Below are 24,043 nucleotides of genomic sequence, written 5' to 3' on the forward strand. Positions count from 1 at the left end.
GCTGATGGGCTCACCGTCACCGGTCGAGATCCTCGTACTCCGTCTCGGGCACGCCGATGTCCGAGAGGATGGCCCATGCCTGTCGCCTCATCAGTTGGGCGGCAGCGCCGTCGGTCTTCCGGTGGGAGCGGGCGAGTGCCATGAGGGTGCGGGCCTCTCCGGGGCGGTGGCCGGTCTCGCGGTGTATGGCGAGGGCCTCCTGGCCGAGCCTGACGGCGGTGCCGTGGGCTTCCTCGGCCTCCGCCGTCTCGCACAGGGCTGTCAGGGCCTGGCCCTCCACCACGCGGAACGCGTGGTCGCGGGCCAGGGCCAGTGCCTGTTCGGCGTGGCCTCGAGCTTCGTCGTACCGGCCCGTTTCCTTGTAGGTGAGGGAGAGGCACAGGAGGCTGTCCGCCTCGGCTCGCCGGAATCGCGCCTCGCGGGCCAGAGCGAGAGCCTGCTCGCCGGCCTGAAGAGCCCGGTCCCGCTGCGCCAGTCGTCGGCGCGCGGCGGCGATCGTGTTGAGGATGCCGGACTGAACCCAGTGTCGTTTCGTGTCCTCGACCAGGGCGAAGGCTCGCTCGGCCTGCTCCAGGCCTTCGCGGTGGCGGCCGAGTTCGACATTGATCTTCGCGATGGAGTTGAACATCATCGCGCGGCCGTCGCGGTAACCGGCCCGCTTGTCGGAAGCCACCTCCGGGCCGAGGAGATCGAGTCCGTCGGTGAAACGGCCGAGTTCCCAGTACACCCCGCCCAGGATCTGCAGAGCCGAGTCCGCGTTCCACCAGCTGATCTCCGCCGTGAGGCCGACGGCACGTTCGAGGTGGTCGGCGGCCTCGTGCAGCCGCCCCAGATCCCGGCAGGCCACACCGAGGCCGACCAACCCGAATCCTTCGAAATAGCGATGCCCGGTCTCGCGGAAGATGCGCAAGCCGACGGTGAAATCGTCGAGCGCACTGTCGAGGCGCGCCATGCTCCACTGCGTGAAGCCTCTCAGGCCGATACCCGTCGCCTCGCCCGTCGCCCAACCGAGCTCCCGGCTGATGTCCAGTGCGCGTGTGGCGTGTTCCATCGCCTGTCGGACATGCCCCCGGTCCCACCGCGCCGCTGCAAGGCTGGAGTGCATCGCGGCCTGGCCGAACAGGTCGCTCTCGGTCTCGGCTGCGTCCAGTGCCGTCTGCGCGGTGGTCTGCCAGGTCTTCCGTGACAAATGGATCCAAAAGTGGTTGAACAGCGCCGAGGTCAGGTGCCAGGCGACGGGGCGGGGGCCGTGGTGGGCGGCATGGTTGATGACGGCGAGCAGATTCGCCCGTTCCGAATCCAGCCATGGTCCGGGCGCGGTGGCCGAGGGCATGCCCGGGTGCCTGCCGGGACGGAGGCTGCTGGGCAGCTCCGGAAAGAGCCCGGTCCCCGCGGTGGTTCGGGTGGCGTTCAGGTACCAGATCAGGAGCCGTTCGAGGGCCGCTTCACGATCCGGCGCCGTCTCCTCCTCCAGCGCACGCTCCTGTGCGTACTCGCGGAGGAGATCGTGGAACCGGTAACGCCCCATTGCCGCGGGTTCGATCAGGTGGGCCGAGGCGAGCGCACCGATCAGACGCCGGGCCTGCGACAGCGGCGCATCCAGGAGCGCCGCTGCGCTCTCGGTGGTGAACTCCGCTCCCGGGAACAGGCCGAGGAGGCGGAACAGCCGGCGTGCGCCGGGTGCCAGGACCCGGTACGAAACCGAAAAGGCCGTACGCAAAGGTGAGTTGGCGGCGCCGTCCGGCTCCAGTGCTTCCAACTTGTTGCCCTCGGTCATCTCGGCGGCGAGGTCGGCCGTCCGCAGGGCCGGATCGCCCGCGAGCCTGGCGGCGGCCACGCGCAGGGCAAGGGGGAGGCTGCCGCAGAGCCGGATCAGTTCGTCGACCGCGTGTTTGTCGTCGTCGACCCGGTCCGTGCCGAGGGTCCGGCTCAGCAGGGCGCGGGCCTCGTCCGGCTGGAGCAGATCCAGGGGCAGGGCGTGTGCGCCGTTGTGGGCCACGAGGTCGCCGAGCCGGTTGCGGCTGGTGACGAGGACGCAGCAGGTCGGGCTGCCGGGCAGTAGCGGTCGTACCTGATCGGCGGAGGCCGCGTTGTCCAGCAGGACGAGCATGCGCCGGTCGGCCAGCAGGGTCCGGAACACGCGTCCCTGGGCCTCGTGGTGCGGGGGGATCTCCGACGCCGCGAGCCCCAGGCTGCGCAGCAGCAGTTCAAGCGCTTCGCCGGGTTCGAGGGGCTGTCGGTCGTGGTCGAAACCGTGCAGGTTGACGTAGAGCTGGCCGTCCGGGAAGCGGTCGCGGACCTGGTGTGCCCAGTGCACGGCCAGCGCGGTCTTGCCGATGCCGGCGGCGCCACCGATGGCGGAGATGACCACGGCGTTCACTGGTCCTGGCGCCCGCGGGGGCGCAAGCAGCGAATGGAGCCGTTCGAGTTCGCCGCTGCGGCCGGCGAAACCCGGTGTGTCGTGCGGGAGTTCGGCGGGCACGGCGACCTCGTGCGGTGTGGAGAGCACCGACGCACGCGGACGCAGCAGGAAAGGGCCGTCCTGGTGCAGTACGGCTTCGTGCACCCGACGCAGTTCCTCACCGGGATCGGTTCCGAGCTCGTCACGCAGTCGTACGCGCAGGTCTTCGTAGGTTCTGAGTGCTTCCGCCTGACGCCCGCGGCCGTACAGGGCCCGTATGCGCAAGGCGGTCAGTGCCTCGTCGTAGCGGTCAGCCACCGAAGCCGCCGACAGCCCGCTCAGGTCGTCGAGGGCATCGCCGAACCGGCCCAGCAGGACAAGGCACTTGAGCCGCTCCAGCCGGAACGTCCGTCGGCGTTCCTCCAACCGCTGCCGCTCGTTGTGCGCGAATGGTCCCGGCAGCCCGGCCAGCGGCTCGCCCCGGAACAGCCCGATGACTGCGGAGAGTTGGTCTGCGGCGGTGGCCAGGTCGCCCGACGTGACGGTGCGCAGCGCCTCGTCGCCCCGTTCGTTCAGCTCCGCCGTATCGAGCCTGACCTCTTCGACGACGAAGCGGTACCAGCCTTTGCCGCTGCGGATCACCGACTCCGCGGGCGGGGTGCCTTCCGGATCGAGCACCCTGCGCAGCGAGTTGACGTGCGTGGGCAGCACCTTGTGGCCGCCTGCGGGAGGCTCCTCGCCCCACACGGCGTCGAGCAGCCGCTCATGACTCACCACGGCCCCTTGGTGCAGCAGCAACGCGGCCAGCACCGCCTGCCGCTTGACCGGCCCCAGTTCCCGCGGTTCCCCATCCCGCCAGGCCCGTAACGGTCCGAGCACTTCGCACCGCAGCAGCTGAGGAGAGCGGTCGTCCACCCCGAAGCCTCCGCTTCCCTACGTCATCGGAATTTCATCAGAATTGCAGCACTCCCGACCATGTTGATGGACACGACATCGCACAACTTGCACAACTGAAGGGGGTCCACGTGACCGAAGTGGAGCTGGTGGCCACCGCGTTGGCCACGGGGGCGGCGGCCGGACTCACCGACACCTCACGAGGAGTCGTCCACGACCTGCACACCGTGCTGAGGGACGCGGTCCGCCGACGGCTGTCCGATGGCGGCGACGGCGTGCGGGGTGGATACGGCGTACGGGTGCTGCACGCGTACGAGACGGACCCCGATGTGTGGCGGACCCGGCTGCTCCAGGTCCTGGCCTCCGGGCTGGAGATGGACGAGGAGATCCTCGGGGCGGCCCGCGCAGTGCTCCGCGCGGACCGTCGGACAGGACACGTCATCGTGGACGTGGTCGGCTCATGACGGGTCGGGAGACTCTTCCGGTCGCGCTGCCGAGTGCGGGTGTCGTCATGGCGATCTCGCTCCTGGTGAAAGCAGGCAGGGATCACCGCGAGCTGGGGCGGGAGGCCCGCAGGCTCTCAACCATGAGCGTGCGAGAGCACGCCAAGAACGCGGGCCCTCATGACGTGATCGTGCATGGATCGACACGCGGCGTGCTCGGCGTGGACGGTCAGGACACGAATCCCCTCCAGATCGTCGAGGCGGTCAGAGGAAATCCGCATGACGAGGGTGGATGTGTGAGACTCCTTGTCTGTCATTCCGGTGTATCCGGTGTGGGGCAGGACGTCGCCAATGGTCTGGCGTGCCGGTCCGGGCTCCCACCACCAAGGTCGGCGTCATGCCGAGCCTCGGGTCGTAGGAACCGTTCCTGGAGCCTGGGGGGACCTGGCGGATGTTCCTTCCCATGGCGGGAGGTGAAACTAGCCATGCTGAGAATCGGGTTTGTCCGAGAGTTCTTCGAGGGTCCGGTCGATCTTCCGGGAATTCATGAACTCACGCGCTCGGACTCCGGGGAATGGCAGGAGACCGCGGCTTTCGCCGTCGCGTATCTCACCCGCTCCCCGGTGGTTGCCGAATTCACCGAGACCGAGCAGTGCCTGCTGGGCTGTGGCGAGAACCTCGTAGGCTGCTCGTCACTGTTCACCGACGGCTCCTGGGTCTGGCGCCGCGACCTTCAGCATTACGTGGGACGCCATGGCGTGGTACTGCCGTCGGAATTCGTCGAGCGGATGCGAGAGTGTGGCTGGAAGCCACCTGCCGACGCCGTCGATGCGTCGGTGGCACGTCTGGCGTTGCAGACCGCCTGGCAGGTCGACTGATGTGGAGGGGGACGGCGAAGTGACGGGCTCACGTGCGGAACGGCGTTCCGCCGGCACCGAGACCATGCTGGACGTGCTGCTGCGCTGGACATGGATCCGACGTCGCACACCCGCTCAGGACATCGCCGACTTCGACGGCGGGCAGCCGCTGCGGGTCGTCGGGTTCACCCGGAGCATCGGCGGGGCGGTCAAGGTCTCGGCCGGCAAGGGCAGGCAGATCGCGCGGTTGCGGCAGGGCCATCTGCGGCTCGCCGCGGGTGAGCCGCTGCTCTGGAAAGACGCGCGGGGAGACCGGAGCGCGACCCTTCAGGCGCCCTTCCGGCTGCGGCCGGCGGCCGGGAAGGTCCGGCCGGCGCCGAAGTTCGAGCGGTACGAACTCGTCACGGCCGCGGGGACGTACGACCTCGCGGTGCCGAAGAAGGACGGGGAACTGGTACGGCACGCGTTCGGCGGCGGGGCGGGGCCCGGGTGAGCGACGGCGGCCGACCGGTTTGAGCGCCGGTGTCTCCCGCGCGCTCACGGATGACGGTCGTTCGCCGTCTCGCCCGGCGTCGGGTCGGAGGCGTCCCGCAGCTCCTCCTCGATCTGCTGGATGAGGGGGTGATCCGTGGGATGCACCCGCAGGTAGATGTCCCGTGCCGTGGTCAGGTCCTCGCGCCAGCGGAGCGGCCGGCCCCCGCTCCCCTTGCGGATCAGGGCCCGGCGGTGACGGGCCTCGGCCACATAGGGGTGCTGGGAGCCGTACTTCTCGGTGTAGATCCGGATGGCGTTCTTGACCTCCGTCAACGCCGCCTCGCTGTTGCCCTGGTCGTGGAGGAGATGCGAGTAGCGCACCAGTGCGCAGGCCCGGTCCGGGTGGTCCCGGTCCCCGTCCATGTGGGGGGCGGACAGCACCTGGTCGAAGATCCGTTTCGCCTCGGCGAGGAGACGCTCGGCCTCCCGTTCCCCCGGTGAGGAACGCTCGCGCGCGGGGGAGCGCCGGTCGTCCCGTCCCCGGTACCTCGCCGCCCGCTGCCTGAGCGTCTCGCCCAGATGAACGGACGAGGAGAGAACGACCGGATGGCCCACCGCGTAGCCGGCACACTCCAGGACGTCCAGCGCGCTCCGCAGGTGTTTCTCGGCTCACTCCAGGTCGTGGGAGTCCAACAGGGCCAGCCCGAGCGCCTGGTGGACGAACGCCGTACGGTTGCGTCGCGCGGGCTCGCCGTCCCCCGGTGCCCGCTCCAGCAGCTGCAGTGCCTCCCGGTGCAGGTCCAGCGCCTCACCGAGCCGCCCCTGCCGCCAGCGGACGAGGCCGAGGTCGCACAGACCGTCGGCGATCTTCACCGGGTCGGTCTCGGACAGTCTCCGCAGGCGCAGCAGTGTCTGGGCCGCAGCCTCGGACGCCCCGTCGAAGTCACCGAGTTCGCGCAGGACCCGCCCCAGTTGCATGCGGCTCTCCAGCGTGCGCGGGTCGCGGTCGCCGTCGAGACGCAGCCGTATCTTGAGCGCGTCCTCGGCGAAACTGCGCGCCTCGGGCAGCTCGGCACTCAGTACCTTGAGCCGGCTGAGGGACACCAGGGTGTTGGCGACGAGCGAGTTCTGGCGGCCCCAGAGATTCTCCCGCTGGCGGAGGGCGTCCATCAGCAGCCGCTCCGCCTCGGTGCGGTCGCCCTGCACACGGAAGTACTCGCCCATGCTCTGCAGCAGGGTGGAGGTGTTCTCGTCGACGACCCCGAGTCTTCCGCAGTGGTCGAGCACCACCCGGGCATGCGGGAGCAGTTCGACGCACTGGGGCCAGGTGCTCTCCTGCTCCGGGTCCTCCGGGAACCAGCCGTTGACCAGGCACACCGCGGCGGCCGCGTGGAAGGTCTGTTCCGCCTCCGGCATCTCCTCGCGGATCACCGCCTGCACCTGGGTGTGCATCACGAGCTTCGCCTCTCCCGTGAGCAGCGAGGAGTTCCTGGCCGTGTCCTTGATACGGCGGTCGCGCGACGGCTGTACCACCCCCTCGGCGAGGGGCCTCGGCAGGAGGTCGGTGCGCTGTCTGTCGGCTTCGAAGAAGTAGCTGGGTATGCCCTGCGGTGCGAGGAAGGCGCACAGACGCAGCAGCAGCCCCGCGAGCGCGTCCTTCGTCTCGGCCTGGTTGAAGGAGTGGATCCAGGCCGGGGCACCGCTCGGGCTCGTCTCCGCGCGGGCGGACGGATCGACCTGCGAGGGAAGGTCCAGGGCCTGGAGGTACGCGTCGATGTCGGGCTCGTCGCGCAGGGAGGCCGCCGCGGGTTCCAGTGCCAGGGGCAGCCGTCCCAGCCGGTCGACGATCTTCGCCAGTCCGGCTTCGTCGTCGATCCCGCTCTCGTTGCGCAGGAAGGACACGGCCTCCTCCGCGGTGAACGCCTCCAGGGCGATGCGGTGGTGGGGAGCGCTGCGCTGCCAGACGGGGTTGACGGAGGTGATCAGAACCTGGCCGCCGTTTCCGGTGTCGGGCAGCAACTGCCGGATGGTGGAGTCGTCCTCCGCCCCGTCGTAGATCAACAGCGCCCTGGTCCTCGGTAACTCGTTGGACAGCAGGTGCTGGAGCGTCTGTTCGGGATCGCGGTCCTCGTGCTGTGCCCGCGCACCCGTCTGCTGGTCGCGCAGGTCCTGGAGCCTGTGCGCCAGGGCGAGGAGACTGGCGCGGGCGGTCGGGGCGTGGGCCGCCTCGACCCGCCAGATGACGTCGAACAGATCCTCGTACCGGCGGGCGTACTCCAGGGCCAGCCGCGTCTTGCCGATACCGCTGAGGCCGTGGATCGCGCAGGTGCGCCCGCCGCCCGAGACGTTCACCGTGCCGAGGACCGCGCGCAGCAGGGCGAGCTCCTCGCGCCGCGCCGCGAAGTGCGACACCGCCCGTCTGTCGAAGTTGGTGACGAGGGGCCCGAGGGCCGGATAGCGCGGTTCGACCTCGCCGACCACGTGGGAGGCCGTGTACTCCGGCAGGGGGACCGCGCCGGCCTGGTGCAGCCGTGCGTCGATGGTGGCCGCCGCGTCGTCGGCCGTACGGCCGGCCAGCGTCAACACCTCACAACCGGCCCATCGCGTCAACGGGGGATCGTGGTGCGTGGTCACCAGGGCGAGTACGGACTTGCCGCGAGCGCGGGCCACGCGCGTGTGCTCGGTCGGGTGAGGCGTGTCGTCCAACGCCCGGGACACGATGATGAGTTCATGATCGGGAGCGACCTCCGGGGGAGGCGGCACCAGCTGCTCCGCCGGCGCCCACGGCCGGGTGGAGGTGAGATACCCGATCCGTCTGAGCCGCCAGGCCACCCAGTGTGCCCAGGGTTCGTCGCCGTGCGGATGGCTGATCAGCACCTGCGGCGGAGTACCCGCGGCGCGCGCCCGCAAGGAGTTCCCCGAGTAGGCGCCGAGACCGGTGCCCGCGGCCAGCAGGCAGATCACCAGGAACTGCGCCCATCCGCCGACGAACCTGACCCCGGCGAGGGCGCCCGCGGCCACGGCCGCGCCCGTGACAGCCAGCACCTGGTCCAGACGTCGCTTGCCCCGACTGTTACGGCGCATGGGATCCCCCCGCCCGACACCGTTCCCCCATGTGAGGCAACAATTATGGGGCGAAGAACGCCTTTTGGCGCCCCCGTTGCACAACTCACCCGCCGGTGGCTCGCCCGACCTCGCATGATGGCTGCGGCGGCGGCCAGCCGTTATCGTGACTCCCCATCAAGCGGCTGCCTCGGGTGTTTTCTCCGACGACCGCCCTCGCCACTTGCGAGGATGCGACGACCGCCCGACGGGCCGGACCGGCATGGTCGCAGTGGGCCTCGCGGTGCTTTGGAAAGGTACTTCAGTGAACGACTCCGCCTCCCCTCAGACGGGCCGTCAGCCGTTTCTGGACGCTACGGTGATCTGCCTGTCCGCGCCGTCGTTCGCGATGTCGTCCGAGGACGGACAGCTGCGGGGAGCCGGGATCGACGGCTTCTACGACCAGGACCGAAGGCTGCTGCACACGCTCAGGCTGCTCGTCGACGGCCAGGAGCCGGAACACGTCGCCCATCGCCCCGAGGGTTCCCGGGAAGCGCTGTTCAGGGCGGTGTGCCGGTCCTCGGAGGACCCGACGTCGGCTCCCTGGCTGCTGGTCGCGCGGGAGCGCGCCGTACGGCGTCCGGACCGGGGCGAGTCGGGCGATGCCGTTCTGTTGCAGAACGTCAGCGGCCGGACGGCCCGGTGCACCGTCTCGGTGGTGGCCGCCACCGATCTCGCCGACGTCGCCACGATCAAGGCGGGCCTGTCGGTCGACGACGTTCCCTGCGAGCAGGTGGAGGGCGTGGTCCCCGCGGTGCGGTGGCACAGCCCGCACGACAACAGCGAGGTCGTGCTGCGGATCGAGCCCGTACGGCCGGACGCGGGCGGGCCGCTGCCGCGGATCACGCCGGTCGAAGGCCGGCCCGGGCAGGTGGAGTTCCGCTGGGAGCTGCTGCTGCGGCCGGACGAGGAGTGGTCCGTACACCTGCTGGTGCAGGGCAAGACCACGACCGTGGCGGGCTATCCGGTGCCGCCGCGGCAGGGCACCCCCTGGCAGCGGGCCGAGGTGGACGGGCACGAGCGCATGGCCGCGCTGCTGGAGCGGGCTCTGGCCGATCTGGAGGCGTTGCGGCTCGCCGATCGGAACAGCTCCGCCGAAGAGCGTGAGGATCAGTTCGTGGCCGCGGGCTGCCCCTGGTTCCTGGGCCTGTTCGGCCGGGACAGCATCTGGGCGGCCCGCATGATGCTCCCGTTCGGGACCGGGCTGGCCCGCGGCACGCTCTGGGCCCTGGCCAGGCGCCAGGGCACGCGCCACGACTCGTTCACGGACGAGGCGCCGGGCAGGATCCTGCACGAGTTGCGGCCCGCGGAGACGCGCCACGGAGACGGCATGGTGTTGCCTGCCCGCTACTACGCGTCGGTGGACGCGACTCCTCTGTTCGTCGTGCTCCTGCACGAGGCATGGAAATGGGGCCTCGCCGAGGAGGACGTCAGGTCGTTGCTGCCGTATGCCCGGGCCGCCATGGGCTGGGTCGAGCAGGCGATGGGCGGCAATGACCTGATCAGCTACGGCAAAGGCCGGGCGGACGGGCTGCTCCACCAGGGGTGGAAGGACTCGCCCGACGCGATCCGTGACGCGGAGGGACGGCGTGTCGACCCCCCCATCGCCCTGTGCGAGGTGCAGGGATACGCCTATCAGGCCGCCATGGGATACGCCGAACTCCTCACCGCTTTGGCGGGAGAGGAGAAGGAGGCCGAACGGTGGCGGGAACGGGCGGAGCGGTTGCGCGCCGCCTTTCACCGGTTCTTCTGGATCGACGGTCCGGACGGCCGACGTTATCCGGCCATCGCCGTCGACGGGAGCGGGCAGCCCGTCACCGGCCCGGCCTCCAACATGGGGCACCTGCTGAACTCCGGCATCCTCCAGGACGACAAGGAACACCGGTGGGTGGCTGAGGCGCTCATGTCGGACGAACTGCGGACTCCCTGGGGAATCCGCACCCGATCCGCGCAGCTGGCCGGATTCAATCCGTTCAGCTACCACGGCGGATCGGTCTGGGCGCACGACTCCGCCATCGCCGTGCACGGGCTCGCCACCACGGGTTTCGTCGAGGAGGCCGCGACTCTGCTGGGTGGCATGCTCGACGCGGCCGCACACTTCGACTACCGGCTGCCCGAGCTCTACGCGGCCTACCCGTCGTCCCGGTTCGGGCAGCCGGCGCCGTATCCCCCCTCCTGCCGGCCGCAGGCGTGGGCGGCGGCGTCCGCGGCACTGCTCTGCTCCGCGATGCTTCGGGTGGACGCCGACGTTCCCGGCCGGCGGCTGACGCTACGGCCGATCGCGCCCTCACTCATGGCACTGAATTCCCCCTACTCTGTTCGGGGATTGAGGCTCGGCGAACGCTCGGTCGACGTGCGCGTGGACATCCACGGCGGCACGGAAGTGCTGGGTGTCGACGACGAGGAGTGGCGTATCGACGTGTCCGGGTCCCGCACGACCTGACGCAGAACGGTCCCCGACGAGAGGGAGATACGTGATAGGCGGTGGGCCAACAGAAACGCGGTGCTCCATAGCCCTCGTGCACTGGGCCTTTCCGCCTACGGTCGGAGGCGTCGAGTCACATCTGGCCGACTACGCCGCCCTGTTGGCGCGCAGGGGCTACCGAGTGACCCTGCTCACCGGCGAGCCCCGGCCACAGGCGGTCGACCAGGTCGACATCCTCACCCACCCCCTGCTGCGGCTGGCCGAGTACCACCGCACCGCCCGGGACCGGGGGACAAAGAGGTTGACGCCGCTCGAACAGCGTCAGGCCGCGGAACTGCTGGACTGGCTTGCGCGGACCGTGGACAGCCGTGGCATACAGATCGTGCACGGACACAACCTGCACCACTTCTCGCCCGTACCCGCTCTGGCGCTGAGCCGGCTGCGGGAGCGTACCGGCATGCCCTTGCTGCACACGTACCACAGCATCTGGCCGGAGGATCCCTGGACGGCTCAGTTCTGCCGGTCATGGGACGGCCACTACGTGGTGTCGGACTACCTCGCGTTCGCCTGCCGTACGCATCTGGGCATCCGCGCCCGGCGCACCTATCTCGGGATCGCCACCAGCCGCTTCCGCGATCTGCCACCGGCCCGCGACAACGGCTCCAGCACCGTGCTGCTGCCCGCTCGTCTCATTCCGGACAAGGGCGCGGAGCTGGCGGTCCGCATGGTGGGCCGACTCCGGCAGACGGGTCTGTCCGTCCGCCTCGTGCTGACCAGCCCGCACGAGGTCGTGGACTGGCACGAGGAACAGCAGGGGTTCCTGCTGCGGCTCAACCGGCTGATCGACGATCTGAACCTGCGCTCCCATGTGGATCTGGTACCTACCCCCAAGGAGCTCATGCCACGGCTGTACGCACAGTCCCACGTGGTCGTGTACCCGTCCGACTATCCCGAGCCGCTCGGGCTGGCACCGCTGGAGGCGATGTCCGCCGGACGGCCCGTCGTCGTCACGGCGACGGGTGGTCTGCCGGAAGCCGTCATCCACGGCGGGACGGGGTACGTCGTGACGCCCGGAGACCTCGATCAGCTGGGTGAGCGGGTGCGGAGTCTGATCCTCGACCCGGAGCTCTCCAGCCGGCTGGGACAGCAGGGACGCAGGCATGTGGAGCGTCAGTTCAACCTCCACACCTACGTCGACAAGATGTCCACGCAGTACTCGGCCTTGGTGGAGGACCGCGTCGAAGGCCTGCCCCGGAGCGGTTAGGCCACCCGGCGTCGTCACCGGCGGGCACGGCTCGACACCGCAGCGGGCGGGGACGGCTCGCTCACCTGCACCGCGGGCGTCGGCGACGACTCCGCCCGCGGCCTCGGGGTCCTGGTCCGGCCCACCGGTTCGAAGCTCGGCCCGACCGAGGCAAAGTCGTGGTCCGCGGAGAGTGCCGTCACCTCTGATGTGACCCGCCGGCCTCACGGCACCGGGCCGGCGATGGGCATCCTGCTGTGGATCCCCGGGATCGGAGCGTCCGCGATGAGACGGCGCGGGAGCCCCCGCAGGACCGTCCCGGGCCGTTGTTTACGTGTTACCGCCAATAACCGCCGGCCCGCTTTGGCGGTCCGCTGCCCTGCGCCACCGACCGGGACCCGGCTAGCGTCCCGGCATGAGGCGACGCAAGCGCATCGGAACGAGCCGTGCCGTGTCCTTACGACGCGTGCGGGACAGGTCGATCCAACGCCGGGAGGACATCCGGCCCGGCGGCTGGACCAGACGGTTCGGGCGCCGGGCCGAGCAGGCCCGGCCCTGGCTCCAGTTCCTCGCGGATCTCGCCACGCTGCTCGCGCGGCTGGTCCGGTAGCCGGTCCGGGGACTGGGACGCCTGGTCCCTGACGCCGTGTCCGCACGGACATCCGCCGCCCTGACCGTCACCATGGGATGGACGGGGCTGGACCAGTGCGCGGAGGAGCCGTATGTCAGGAACCGGGCCGGCGGGCGGCTACTCCGCCACGCCCCTCGCCAAGAAGCTCGGCATCAAGGCGGGGCACCGGGTACGGCTCGACGGCGCGCCCGACGGGTGGGACATCCCCGGGCTGCCCGACGACTGCGATGTCGCCGCCGGCGGTTCGCACGGCGCGGACGTCGTCCTCACCTTCCATCGCGAGTACGCGCGGCTCGCGGCCGAGGCGGACGGACTGGTCGCCGGCCTCGCGGACGACGCCGCACTGTGGATCGCCTGGCCGCGCAGAGCCGCCGGACATGTCAGTGACATCACCGAGAACGCCCTGCGGGAGGTCTTCCTTCCGCTCGGTGTCGTCGACGTGAAGGTCGCGGCGCTGGGGGAGGACTGGTCGGGGCTGAAGTTCGTGCGGCGGAGGGAGAACCGGCGGGGGTGAGACACGGTGGGCCGTTCGAGGGATTCCTGCACCCGTGAACGGCTAGCATCGCGCCGGTTGATGCCTGTCGGACGAGGGGACGAGGTGGGAGATGGGCGCGCCGAGGGTCGCCGTCGCCGTGGTGACCATGGGGAACCGGCCCGACGAGGTCGACGCCCTGCTGCGGTCCGTGGCCAAGCAGGACATCGCCCCGGCCCGGATCGTGATCGTGGGCAACGGCTGCCGGCTGCCCGAGTTCGCCGAGCGGCTCTCCCTGCCCGGCGAGGTCACCGCCCTCGACGTCGAGGAGAACCTCGGCTGCCCCGGCGGCCGGAACGTGGCGCTCGCCCGGCTGCGGGAGTTCGGCGACGTGGACGTCGTGGTGGAACTCGACGACGACGGCCTGCTCGTGGACGCCGATGTGCTGCGCCGCGTACAGGAGTTGTTCGCGGCCGACGAGCGTCTCGGCATCGTCGGCTTCCGTATCGCCGACGAGAGCGGCGAGACCCAGCAGCGGCACGTGCCCCGCGTCGGCGCCTCCGATCCGATGCGCGGCGGCTATGTCACCGGGTTCCTGGGCGGCGGGCACGCCTTCCGCATGGCCATGCTCGCCGAGACCGGGGACTGGCCCGCCGAGTTCTTCTTCGCCCACGAGGAGACCGACCTGGCCTGGCGGGCCGCCGACCGCGGCTGGCACATCCTGTACGCGCCCGAACTGCTGCTCCAGCACCCGAGGACCTCACCGGCCCGGCACGCCATCTACTACCGGGTCAACGCCCGCAACCGCGTCTGGCTGGTGCGCCGCCGGCTGCCCCTGCCGCTCATCCCGGTGCACCTCGGCGTGTGGACGGCGCTCACCCTGCTGCGGACCTGGTCGGCGAGTGGACTGCGCGCCTGGTTCGGCGGGTTCGTCGAGGGCCTGCGGGAACCGGCCGGCGAACGGCGGCCGATGCGGTGGCGAACGGTGTGGCACCTCACCCGGCTGGGACGCCCGCCCGTGATCTGAGGGCTCATGGTCCCGAGGACAGGACGAGGGCCCCGGTCGTTCACCTCCGCCGACCGGGACCCTCTCGCGTCCCACGGATCCGGCCGCGACGGCGACACTCCCCCGAGTTGCGCGTCGTACGCGCGCGCCCTCGGGCCAGATCCGATGTAGTGATCACATCAGGTTGCGCCAACAAATCGCTAACATTGGCCAACGCATCTATGTTTTGTGGTTCGCCGGTTGGCGCGAAGTCGACGGCAGCAATGGGGAACTGACTGTGTGCAGGGCCGGGAGCGGTAGCGGATTCCGGCAGCGGCCTGCGTCGGACGGCTGGCGGGAAACCGCCGTGGAGAGGGCGGAAATCCGCCAGAAGTGGGCGGCGTGATGGGGCGCGGATCGCAGTCGGGGCTGCGGTTCGGACTGCTCGGGCCGCCGATTCTGTACGACGGTCATGGCGGGGCGGGGGTGCGTGTCGTCGGCAGCCGCAAGCAGCGGATCCTGCTGGCCGCGCTGCTCCTCGAAGCGGGCCGGGTCGTCTCCGCCGAGGCCCTCAAGGACGCCCTGTGGGGCAGCACCCCGCCGGCCTCGGCGAAGGCCTCCCTGCACAACCACGTCTCCCGGTTGCGGCGGCTGCTCGACGACCCCGAACGCCTGCAGGCCATGGCCCCCGGCTATCTGCTGCGCGTCGCGCCGGGCGAACTCGACGTCCAGGTCTTCGAGAGCCACGCCGCCCGGGCCCGCGGCGCGCACGCCGACGGGAACTGGACCGAGACCGTCCGGGCGTGCGCGGCGGCGCTCGCGCTGTGGCGGGGCGCGCCGCTCAGCGGGGTCCCGTCCGAACTCGTCGGATACGCCCTGGTCCAGCGACTGGAGGAGGCCCGACTGCTCCTCCTGGAGTGGCACTACGACGCCGAGCTCGCCCTCGCCGACACCCGGCCGGGCGCCCTCGTCCCCGAACTCTCCGCGCTCGCCGCCGAGCACCCCCTGCGCGAGTCCTACCACCGTCAGCTGATGCTCGCCCTCCACCGCACCGGCCGCCAGGCCGAGGCCCTCGCCGTCCACCGCGATCTGCGCACCCGCCTGGTCGAGGAACTCGGCGTGGAGCCGGGCCCGGCGGTCCGCGAGGCACATGTGGAGGTGCTGCGCGGGGGAGACGGCGGAGGGAGGACCGAGGCCGGGACTCGGGCTGAGGGTGCTGTTCGGGATGACGGGGATCACCAGACCGGAGGGGAGGGCGCAGCAGGCCGTTCGGGAAGGGCCGTTGACTTCGGCGAACCCCGCGAGGAGGGCCGGTCGACCCCTCCCGGTGCGCTCCCCGCAGGCGCTACGCGCGAAGATGCCCCGCCCGGCTCCCATCCGTCGCGTCCCGCCCCGCATCCGTCGCGCCCTGCCGCCGAACCGCCGTCCCACGCCCCCGCCCCCGAGGACGAGACCCCCCTCCCCCTGCCCCGTCCGGCCCAACTCCCCCCACCGCCCGGTCACTTCACCGGCCGCGAAACCGTCCGCGACGACCTCCGCGATGCCCTCACCCTCGGCGGCGGCCCGGCGGTCGGTGTCATCAGCGGCATGGCAGGCGTCGGCAAGAGCGCGCTCGCGTTGCACGTCGCCCATGGGTTGCGGGAACGTTTCCCTGACGGCCAGCTCTACGTCAATCTGCAGGGCGCCACCCCGGGAATGACCCCCCTCACCCCGGCCCAGGCCCTCACCGCCCTGCTCCGCGACCTCGGCGCCGACCCGCGCAGCATTCCCGAACACCCGGACGCGGCAGCCGCGTTGCTGCGCTCACTGCTCGCGCCCACCCGCACGCTCATGGTGCTGGACGACGCCGCGAGCGCCGCGCAGGTACGGCCGCTGCTGCCGGCCGGATCCGGCTGCGCGGTGATCGTCACCAGCCGTTCCCCCCTGACCGCCCTCGACGACGCCCACCGCTTCCCGCTCACCCCGCTCTCGGCCGAGGAGAGCGCGGAGTTGCTGCGCGCGGTGTCGGGCCGGGACAGCCGGGACGGTCCCACTGATCACATCACCCCGGTCACCCCCGATGCCGATGTCGATGCCGTCACTTCCGCCACCGCCATAGACGCCACCCACCCCCTCATAGAACTCACCGGCCGCCTCCCCCTGGCCCTCCGCGTCGTGGCCGCGCGCCTGGCCGCCCGTCAGGCCCTCACCCCCGACGTCCTGGCCGACCAACTGGCCGCGACGGAAGACCGGTTGCGGCACCTGGAGTACGACGACCTCTCCGTGCGCCGCTCCCTGGCCGTCGCCCACGACGCCCTCGCCGCCTCCGGCCGCCGGTCCGACCGCGACGCCGCCCTCACCCTGTGCCGCATCGGCGCCCTCGACCTCCCCACCTACGGCGTCCCCCTCGTCGCCCGCCTCCTCGGCGCCGACGGCACCGACGAGACCCGTGCCGAGGACGCGCTCGACCGCCTCGTCGACGTGGCCCTCCTGGAGGAGACGGCGTACGGCCGCTACGCCCCGCACGGCCTGGTCCGCGACTTCGCGCGGGAACTCGCGGGCACCGGGCACGCCCCCGACATCGCCCGCACCGCCCTGCGCTGGTACGCGGCCGTCGCCGAACGCGCCCTCACCGCGATCGTCGAACCCGGCCTCGACCTGGAGGACCGCCGCCGCCCGACCGCCGCGCAGCCGCCGGAGCACGCGGCACATGTGCTGGCCATCCCGCCGTTCCCGTCCTCCCAGAAGGCCTTCGCCTGGGGCGAGTCGGAGCTGGAGAACATCGTCGTCCTGGCCGAACGGCACACGGACAGCCCCGACGAGCGCACCGCCGCCCATGTCTCGACCCTGCTGCGCCTGCTCTCGCCCTTCCTCCAGCGCAGCGGCCGGGTGGCCGAGACGGAGGTCCTCGGCCGGGCCGCGCTCACGGTGGCGCGGCGGCTCGGTGACGAGGCGGCCGAGGCGTGCGCCCTGGGCGACCTCGCCGGACTGCACTTCCTGACCGGCCGGCACAGCGAGGCCCTCGCCCTCAACGACCACGCCCTCGCGATCTGGCGGCGGCTCGGAGAGGACTCCTGGACCCGCCGCTGCCTCAACAACCGGGGTCTCCTGCTCGAAAGCCTGGGCCGGTACGCCGACTCGGGCGAGGCACTGCGCCAGAGCCTCGCCTACTCACGGCAGTTGAACGACCCCTTCGGCGAGGCAGTGGCCCACAGCAACCTGGGCAACCTGTACGAGCACACCGACCCGCGCGCCGCCATCGAGCAGCACCGGCGTTCGCTCGCCATCGGCGAGGAGACCGGCAGCGTGGTCGTCCGGCACTCGGCACACTGCAACATCGGCTACGCCCACCTCACCCTCGGCGAACCGGCCGCCGCGATGGCGCACTTCGAGGAGAGCCTGCGCATCCTCGGCAGCCCCGGCGACTGGCACGGCGAGTCGCAGAGCCGCCTCGGCCTGGTCCGCGCCCTGCGTCTGATCGGCCACGGCGAACGCGCCGCCGCAGAGTGCGCGGAACTGCTGCGCCGCGCGGACGCCCGCGCCGACCGCTACACCGGCGCCCTCGCGCGCCACCAGCACGGACTCCTGCTGCGTGAACGGGGCAGAGCGGAGGAGGCCCACGAGCAGTGGCGGGCCGCTCTCGACGCGCTGGACGGGACGGACGAGAAGACGGTGCTCCAGGAGCTCATCGCACTGCTCGACGACTCCGGCCTACGGTGATCACTTCGCGTCCGCATAGCACTCCACCACCGCCGTCGTGAACGGGAACCGCACCGGTGTCTCGCCGAACGTCAGCCGCCCGGCCAGGTCCGACGCGTCCCTGATCGCCGCCACGACCGCCTCGGTCTCCTCCTCGGGACAGTGCACGATCACCTCGTCGTGCTGGAAGAAGACCAGCTCGGCCGCCATCCCCGTCAAGGCCTGGCGCAGCGCGGCGAGCAGCAGCAGGGTCCAGTCGGCGGCGCTGCCCTGCACCACGAAGTTCCGGGCGAACCGGCCGCGGGCGCGGGTGTTGGTGGAGGCGTACCCGGGCCCCCAGCCGTCTTCCACAGGTCGCTCGACCGGGTCGTCCTGCGGGATGCCCGCCTCCTCCGCGTCGCCCGCACCGGCCGCAGGCGGACATGTCCGCCCCAGCCAGGTCCGCACCAGCCGGCCCTCCTCGCCCGCGCGGGCCGCGTCGTCGACGTACGCCACCGCCTTCGGGAAGCGGCGTCTGAGCGCGGCGAGGTTCTTGAGGCCGTCGCCGGAGGTCTGGCCGTAGACCGCGCCGAGTACGGCGAGTTTGGCCTGGCCGCGGTCGCCGGAGAACGCGCGGTCGGAGACGGCCTGGTAGAGGTCGGTCTCGCGTCCTGCCACCTCCATGAGCCCGGGGTCGCGGGAGATGGCCGCCAGCACCCGCGGCTCCATCTGGTCGGCGTCGGCGACGACGAGCCGCCAGCCGGGGTCGGCGACCACCGCACGCCGAATGACCTTGGGGATCTGAAGGGCACCGCCGCCATGGGTGACCCATCGGCCCGTGACGGTCCCGCCCGCCAGGAACTCGGGCCGGAACCGCCCGTCCCGTACCCAGTCCTGGAGCCAGGACCAGCCGTGGGCGACCCAGATGCGGTACAGCTTCTTGTACTCGACCAGCGGCTTCACGGCCGGATGGTCGACGGACTCGATCTCCCACCGCCGGGTGGACTTCACCTTGATGCCGGCCTGCGCGAACGCCTTGATGACGTCGGCGGGCAGATCGGGCCGCACCCGGCGCCCGAAGGCCTCGGACACCTGGTCGGCCAGCTCGGCGAGACGCCGGGGCTCGCCGCCGCCGGCATACCGCTCGCCGAGCAGTTCGTGCAGCACCCGGCGGTGGGTCTCGGCGCTCCACGGCAGCCCGGCGCGGTTCATCTCGGTGGCCACCAGCATCCCCGCCGACTCGGCGGCGGTCAGCAGGCGCATCCGGTCGGGGTGCGCGGTGGTGTCGTGCCGCCGCTGCTGGTCGGCGTAGACCTCGACGAGGTCGGTCAGCGGCACATGGGCGCTCTGCGGCTCGAACAGGGGCGACTGCGAGCCCGGTTCGGCCGCGCGCTGGGGCGGGTCGGGCGGTACGGGACCGCCGCGCAGCCGGGCCAGGGCGGCTGCGGCCGAGCGGGGCTCGCCGTATCGCCCCGCGTGGCCGAGCAGGAGGGTCTCGGCGTCCTCGATGTCGTAGCACCGCTCCACCCGCACCCCCGCGGCGAGCAGACGCGGATAGACCTCGGCGGTGGACCGCCACACCCACCGCGCCACCTCCGGCCGCCCCCGCACGGCCGCACCCAGATCCGCCTCCCACCGCACCGGCCCGGCAGGCATCCCGTCAGGACCGAGGGCGGCGACCTCCACACCACCGTCCTCGGCCGGAGCGAGAGCCCAGCGGTCGTTCATGGTTGCGAGTGTGACACCAGGGTCTGACAACAGACCTTCCGGACATCAGGACGGCGCCTCGCCGCCCCGGGCTCGCCGAACCTGGTCCCCTCAGCCCTGCTCTCCCTGCAGCTTCAGGTAGCCCTCCAGCTCCTTGGCGATGGCGGCCTCCACCGGCCCTTTCTCGATGCCGAGGCCGGACAGGACCCCCGTGCCGTGTTCGAACTCCAGCAGGGCCAGCAGGATGTGTTCGGTGCCGATGTAGTTGTGGCCCAGCCGGAGGGCCTCGCGGAAGGTGAGTTCCAGGACCTTCTTGGCGTCGGAGCCGTACGGGATGAGCTCGGGGACCTCGTCGGCGGCCGGCGGGAGCGCCTCGGTCGCGGCCTGGCGGACGGCGTCGAGGGTGACGCCCTGCGCGACGAGCGCCTTGGCGGCGAGGCCCTCCGGTTCGGCCAGCAGTCCGAGGACGAGGTGCTCGGGACGGCCCTCGGGGTTGCGGGCGGTGATGGCCGCGTTGTGGGCCGACATCACCACGTTGCGGGCCCGCAGGGTGTACCGGCTGAAGCCCTGGTCGGCCGCCAGGTCCGTCGACTCCTTCGGCACGAACCGCTTCTGCGCCGCCTGCCGGGTGACCCCCATGCTCCGTCCGATGTCCGTCCAGGAGGCACCCGAACGCCGGGCCTGGTCCACGAAGTGGCCGATCAGATGGTCGGCCACCTCCCCGAGGTGATCGGCGGCGATCACCGCGTCCTGGAGCTGGTCGAGGGGCTCGACATGGACCTTCTTGATGGCCGTGATGAGGTCGTCGAGCCGTACGGATGACGTGATGTTGGGGTTGGTCGTCATGTGTCAACCGTAGGTTGACGCGCATGGGGTGTCAACCCTTGGTTGACACCGAAGGGTGTCCACGCGCGCGTGCCGTCGCCGCTACTTCGGCGACGACACCACCAGCCGCACCGCCAGCCCCGTGAACACCGACCCGCTGAAGATGTTGAGCCCGCGCGCCACCCGCCGACTGCGTCGCAGCAGCGCCGAGAGCTTCCCGGAGAGCAGCCCGGTCAGGCCGTCCACCACGACGCCCATCACGGTGATCGTGAGCCCGAGCACCAGGAACTGCCCCCACACGTGGCCCATCTCCGGCGCCACGAACTGGGGCAGGAACGCCACGTTGAACAGGATCACCTTCGGGTTGAGCAGATTGGTGACGGCCCCCTGCCAGAAGGCCCGCCGCATCCCGGGACCGGCCGGCGCCCCGTCCTCACCCGGCACCGAACGGTCCCGGAACGCCTTCACCGCGAGGTACAGCAGATAGGCCGCACCCGCCCAGCGCAGCACGTGGTACAGCGTCGGCAGGGCCTGGAACAGTGCCGAAAGACCGAGCGCCGCCGCGACCGTGTGCACGAACATCGCCGAGGCCACCCCGAGCGCCGCCATCACCCCCGCGGCGGGCCCGCCCCGGCCGCCCATCGCGACGATGAACATCATGTCGGGGCCGGGAGTGACACAGAGCGCGAAGGCGGCGACGAGAAAGGCCGCGTAGAGAGACATGTCCACCATGCCGCCATGCTCGAAGCGGCACACGCGCGTGGGCGACCGATTTTCGGGGAGTGAGACGATCGCCCCGTGAGCAGCAGTAAGAACAACAGCGCGAGCGACAGCCCGAGCGGCACCGTCGACCGCGCCTTCCGGGCCGCCCTCTACGCCGACGACGACACCGCCCTGGACACCGGCGCTTCCCTCCTCGCCGCCGACCCCGAGGCGGACGCCGAACTGACCCGGCGCGGCACCGAGTTCGTGGCGCAGGCCTGGCGGCGCGGCTGGCAGCCCGCCGATGTCGTACGGATCGTGCGACGCGAACTGGACGACCCGCACGTACGCCTCGCCACGGCCCTGATCAGGGCGCAGGCCCCGGAGGACCGCCCGCGCGGCCACCGCTGGGCCGCTCAGCTGGCCCAGTTGGAGGAGCCCGGCGCGAACACCCCCCGCCCCGACCGCTTCACGCACGCCACCGCCGTACTCGAGCTGTACCGCCTGCTGCTGCGCCTGCCCGCGCTGGAACCGCTGGAGGAGCCCCGGCGGGAGCACGCGGGCGACGACCGCATGCTCGGCCGTATCCGGGCCCTGCTCGCCAAGGCGGAGGCGACCGGCTACCCCGAGGAGGCGGAGGCCCTCACCGCCAAGGCGCAGGAGCTGATGGCCCGGCACAGCGTCGACGAGGCGCTGCTCGACGCACATGCGCCCACCAAGGACGCCCCCGGCGCCTGCCGGATCGGGGTCGAGCCGCCGTACGAGCAGGCGAAGGCGGTGCTGCTCGACGCGGTCGCCACCGCCAACCACTGCCGGGCCGTGTGGAACGAACCGTTCGCCTTCTCCACGGTCGTCGGCTTCGAGGGTGATCTCGCGGCGGTCGAGCTCCTGTACACCTCGCTGCTCGTGCAGGCGCAGTCCGCGATGGCGAAGGCGGAGGCGGCCCAGCGGGCGGGCGGCCGCGGGCGCACCAAGACCTTCCGGCAGTCCTTCCTCGCGGCCTACGCCCACCGCGTCGGCGACCGCCTGCGCACCGCCGCCGAGGCCCCGGTGACCGACGACCTGCTGCCGGTCCTCGCCTCCCGCGAGGTCGCCGTCACCGACCGCATGGACCGGCTGTTCCCGCAGACCACCACGACCCGCCTGCGCGGTGTCAGCGACGAGGCCGGCTGGACCGAGGGCGCCCGCGCGGCCGACCGGGCGCAGGTCGGACACCGGCCCCGGCTCAGTCCCCGACCGGGGAGAAGGCGCTGACCGAGGCGTTCGGGTCACCGGCGTTGTCGCTCCGGCCCTGGACCGGGCCGTACGACCACTTGTAGCTCTTCGCGGTCCCGGCTCCCGGCAGGGCGATGTTCAGGGTCTTCACGTCGAGGCTCGCCTTGGCGCCGGCCTCGCCGCGCGTGTACGTGAGGGTGAAGGTCGCGGCCGTGCCCTTGGCCAGGGTGAGCTTCGTGGACTTCGTGCCTTCGCCGGGCGACACGCTCGCCGACGAGTCCGTGGCGTTCAGGTCGATGCCGGGAAAGCCGTCCAGCGTGCACTCGGCGCTCTGGTTGGTGAGCGTGACGGGGATGTTGCCGGTGTCCCCGGCGGCGGGGGCCACGTTGGCGGGTCCGACCTCCACGTCCATGGCGCCGATCCGGCACGTGGTGCCGTTGCCCGGGCTCGCGGCGGCGCTGTCGTCACCACCGGAGGAGCCGGAGCTGTCACTGGAGCAGCCGGTCAGGAGCAGGGCCGCGGCGAGAGCGGTGACGGCGAGGGGGGCGGCGCGCATGTGAAGTCCTCTGATGTGAGCGATCCGGTGCATGGATCATCACGCATGACGGGACGCTGCGGTTGCCCGCCCCCACCGTCGCCTTCCGCTACGACCCCGCACTCACCGACGGGAACCCGCTCGGCAGCTTGCCGCCCTCGGCCCGGGTATAGGTCTCGGCGCCGATGCCGCCCTCCCAGTTCACCTTGAGAGTGTCCTTGCCGACCGACTCGATCGTCCCGTCCGCCCGGTCCTTGCTGCCGTCCGTGCACTTCAGGCGGATCGTGTCGGCACTCGCGGAGCCGCTGCACACCGTGCCGCCGGTGACGAAGAGCCCGGCCCGGTCGCCGTTGACCAGCAGCGCCACGGCCTTGCCGCCCGTGGTCGCCAGCCAGCTGCCCGCCACCTCGCCGGACGCGGACGAGGAGGACGTACCGCCGGTCCCCCCGGAAGTGGAGGCCGAGGCGGACGCCGACGACGAGCCCGCCGTACTGGAGCTCGGCGACGGCTCGTCGTCCGAGCCCCCGCCGCTGCACGCGGTCAGGACGAGCGCGCCCACCAGTCCCGCGGCCGCGAGCCCGGCCCGCCGACGCGGCACAGGGCGCGAGAGGATCGCCGTAGTCACTGGAGACTCCAAGCTGTAGCGGTCTGCCGGACGGATCGCAGCAAGCTACCAGCACCACCCGTGAGAGTTACCAGGACGATGTGCGGACACCTGGCAGATATCCCGCGTGCGCCTGCTCCCGCAGTCCTACCCGGGACAGCCCGAAGGCCCGGAAGTAGCCGCGCGGCCGTCCGTCGACCTGGTCGCGGTTGCGCACGCGCGTGGCGCTCGCGTTCCGCGGCTGCCGTCGCAACTCCTCCTGTGCGGCCAGCCGTTCGGCGTCCGTGGTGGAGGGGCGGCGGATGATCTCCTTCAGCTCGGCCCGCCGTTCGGCGTACCGCGCGACGATCTCCTGGCGCTTCTCGTTCTTCGCGATCTTGCTCTTCTTCGCCATACCGGTTCCCCTCAGATCCGCACGCCGCGCGCGCGGATCCGCGCCACGGCCGCCTCGACGCCGATCGAGTCGACGGTCTTGATGCCCTTCGTGCTCAGCCGCAGCCGCACATGCCGCCCCTCGCTGGGCAGCCAGTAGCGCTTGGACTGGATGTTGGGGTCGAAGCGGCGCGAAGTGCGTCGGTGGGAGTGGGAGATGCGGTTGCCGAAGCCCGGCTGGGCCCCGGTCAGCATGCAGTGGGCGGACACGGGTGATGCACCTCTCTCGGAGCGGGCGTGTAAATGGAATTCATTTTCAGTAAGATAGCAGCATGGCACGCACCGAACTCCGCCCGGTCATCAGGCTCCGGTCCACCGCCGGGACCGGCTTCACCTATGTGACCCGCAAGAACCGCCGCAACGACCCGGACCGTATGACCCTGCGGAAGTACGACCCGGTCGCCGGCCGTCACGTCGACTTCCGAGAGGAGCGCTGATC

Annotated in this window: 21 protein-coding genes; 11 read left to right on the top strand and 10 right to left on the bottom strand. The window is 71.4% G+C overall.

Annotated elements, in window-relative coordinates:
• Positions 1-16 precede the first annotated feature (16 nt).
• The gene (locus QF027_RS27520; RefSeq protein WP_307077748.1) at positions 17-3,316 is read right to left on the bottom strand and encodes an AfsR/SARP family transcriptional regulator; all 3,300 of its coding nucleotides are present in this window, start codon (positions 3,314-3,316) and stop codon (positions 17-19) included.
• 110 nt (positions 3,317-3,426) lie between these two features.
• Here QF027_RS27520 and QF027_RS27525 point away from each other — a divergent pair, with 110 nt between their 5' ends.
• From QF027_RS27525 to QF027_RS27535, 3 genes are all read left to right on the top strand, one after another.
• Entirely contained in the window at positions 3,427-3,759 is a 333-nt protein-coding gene (locus tag QF027_RS27525) for a hypothetical protein (RefSeq protein ID WP_306978145.1), read from the top strand.
• Between the two features lie 464 nt (positions 3,760-4,223).
• Positions 4,224-4,616, top strand: a complete 393-nt coding sequence (locus QF027_RS27530; protein WP_307077750.1) for a hypothetical protein — start codon at positions 4,224-4,226, stop codon at positions 4,614-4,616.
• Positions 4,617-4,635: 19 nt separating this feature from the next.
• A complete protein-coding gene (locus tag QF027_RS27535) occupies positions 4,636-5,088 on the top strand; it encodes a hypothetical protein (RefSeq protein ID WP_307077752.1) in 453 nt (150 codons plus the stop codon).
• A gap of 44 nt (positions 5,089-5,132) precedes the next feature.
• Here QF027_RS27535 and QF027_RS27540 read toward each other — a convergent pair whose 3' ends face one another.
• Positions 5,133-5,684, bottom strand: a complete 552-nt coding sequence (locus QF027_RS27540) for a tetratricopeptide repeat protein (protein WP_307077755.1) — start codon at positions 5,682-5,684, stop codon at positions 5,133-5,135.
• Between the two features lie 54 nt (positions 5,685-5,738).
• Positions 5,739-8,153: a toll/interleukin-1 receptor domain-containing protein gene (locus QF027_RS27545; protein ID WP_307077757.1), complete on the bottom strand. Its 2,415-nt coding sequence runs from the start codon at positions 8,151-8,153 to the stop codon at positions 5,739-5,741.
• Between the two features lie 283 nt (positions 8,154-8,436).
• Between QF027_RS27545 and QF027_RS27550 the strand changes: the two genes are divergently transcribed.
• The 6 genes from QF027_RS27550 to QF027_RS27575 all read left to right on the top strand — a co-directional run bounded on the left by QF027_RS27550 (position 8,437) and on the right by QF027_RS27575 (position 17,626).
• A complete protein-coding gene (locus QF027_RS27550; RefSeq protein WP_307077759.1) occupies positions 8,437-10,614 on the top strand; it encodes a glycogen debranching N-terminal domain-containing protein in 2,178 nt (725 codons plus the stop codon).
• A gap of 76 nt (positions 10,615-10,690) precedes the next feature.
• Positions 10,691-11,860 carry a glycosyltransferase family 4 protein gene (locus QF027_RS27555; protein ID WP_306978133.1) on the top strand — a complete coding sequence of 390 codons (1,170 nt, stop codon included), beginning with the start codon at positions 10,691-10,693 and terminating at the stop codon, positions 11,858-11,860.
• Positions 11,861-12,254: 394 nt separating this feature from the next.
• Positions 12,255-12,449 (top strand): hypothetical protein, encoded by a 195-nt coding sequence (locus QF027_RS27560; protein WP_307077762.1) that lies wholly within the window; start codon positions 12,255-12,257, stop codon positions 12,447-12,449.
• A 112-nt stretch (positions 12,450-12,561) separates the two neighbouring features.
• Positions 12,562-12,984: a DUF3052 domain-containing protein gene (locus QF027_RS27565; protein WP_266561270.1), complete on the top strand. Its 423-nt coding sequence runs from the start codon at positions 12,562-12,564 to the stop codon at positions 12,982-12,984.
• 91 nt (positions 12,985-13,075) lie between these two features.
• Entirely contained in the window at positions 13,076-13,969 is an 894-nt protein-coding gene (locus QF027_RS27570) for a glycosyltransferase family 2 protein (protein ID WP_307077764.1), read from the top strand.
• Between the two features lie 363 nt (positions 13,970-14,332).
• Entirely contained in the window at positions 14,333-17,626 is a 3,294-nt protein-coding gene (locus tag QF027_RS27575) for an AfsR/SARP family transcriptional regulator (protein WP_307077767.1), read from the top strand.
• On the opposite strand, the gene QF027_RS27580 is transcribed toward QF027_RS27575, so the two are convergent.
• From QF027_RS27580 to QF027_RS27590, 3 genes are all read right to left on the bottom strand, one after another.
• A complete protein-coding gene (locus QF027_RS27580; RefSeq protein WP_307077768.1) occupies positions 17,627-19,312 on the bottom strand; it encodes a bifunctional 3'-5' exonuclease/DNA polymerase in 1,686 nt (561 codons plus the stop codon).
• A 90-nt stretch (positions 19,313-19,402) separates the two neighbouring features.
• Positions 19,403-20,137, bottom strand: coding sequence for a Clp protease N-terminal domain-containing protein (locus tag QF027_RS27585; protein WP_306978123.1), 735 nt, complete (start codon positions 20,135-20,137; stop codon positions 19,403-19,405).
• Positions 20,138-20,218: 81 nt separating this feature from the next.
• Complete coding sequence (locus tag QF027_RS27590; RefSeq protein ID WP_059209145.1) at positions 20,219-20,848, bottom strand: LysE family translocator; 630 nt, start codon at positions 20,846-20,848, stop codon at positions 20,219-20,221.
• A 66-nt stretch (positions 20,849-20,914) separates the two neighbouring features.
• Between QF027_RS27590 and QF027_RS27595 the strand changes: the two genes are divergently transcribed.
• Positions 20,915-22,072 (top strand): DUF2786 domain-containing protein, encoded by a 1,158-nt coding sequence (locus QF027_RS27595; RefSeq protein WP_306978120.1) that lies wholly within the window; start codon positions 20,915-20,917, stop codon positions 22,070-22,072.
• Here QF027_RS27595 and QF027_RS27600 read toward each other — a convergent pair.
• From QF027_RS27600 to rpmB, 4 genes are all read right to left on the bottom strand, one after another.
• Entirely contained in the window at positions 22,044-22,589 is a 546-nt protein-coding gene (locus tag QF027_RS27600; protein ID WP_307077770.1) for a DUF4232 domain-containing protein, read from the bottom strand. The genes QF027_RS27595 and QF027_RS27600 overlap by 29 nt on opposite strands.
• Before the next feature lie 88 nt (positions 22,590-22,677).
• Positions 22,678-23,193, bottom strand: a complete 516-nt coding sequence (locus tag QF027_RS27605; RefSeq protein WP_306978116.1) for a hypothetical protein — start codon at positions 23,191-23,193, stop codon at positions 22,678-22,680.
• A gap of 67 nt (positions 23,194-23,260) precedes the next feature.
• Complete coding sequence (gene rpsN, locus QF027_RS27610) at positions 23,261-23,566, bottom strand: 30S ribosomal protein S14 (RefSeq protein ID WP_306978115.1); 306 nt, start codon at positions 23,564-23,566, stop codon at positions 23,261-23,263.
• Positions 23,567-23,577: 11 nt separating this feature from the next.
• The gene (rpmB, locus tag QF027_RS27615) at positions 23,578-23,814 is read right to left on the bottom strand and encodes a 50S ribosomal protein L28 (protein ID WP_306978113.1); all 237 of its coding nucleotides are present in this window, start codon (positions 23,812-23,814) and stop codon (positions 23,578-23,580) included.
• Between the two features lie 62 nt (positions 23,815-23,876).
• Between rpmB and rpmG the strand changes: the two genes are divergently transcribed.
• Positions 23,877-24,041, top strand: coding sequence for a 50S ribosomal protein L33 (gene rpmG / locus QF027_RS27620; RefSeq protein WP_307077772.1), 165 nt, complete (start codon positions 23,877-23,879; stop codon positions 24,039-24,041).
• Positions 24,042-24,043 lie beyond the last annotated feature (2 nt).

The sequence above is a fragment of the Streptomyces canus genome, assembly GCF_030816965.1.
GTDB classification, from domain to species: Bacteria; Actinomycetota; Actinomycetes; order Streptomycetales; family Streptomycetaceae; genus Streptomyces; species Streptomyces canus_E.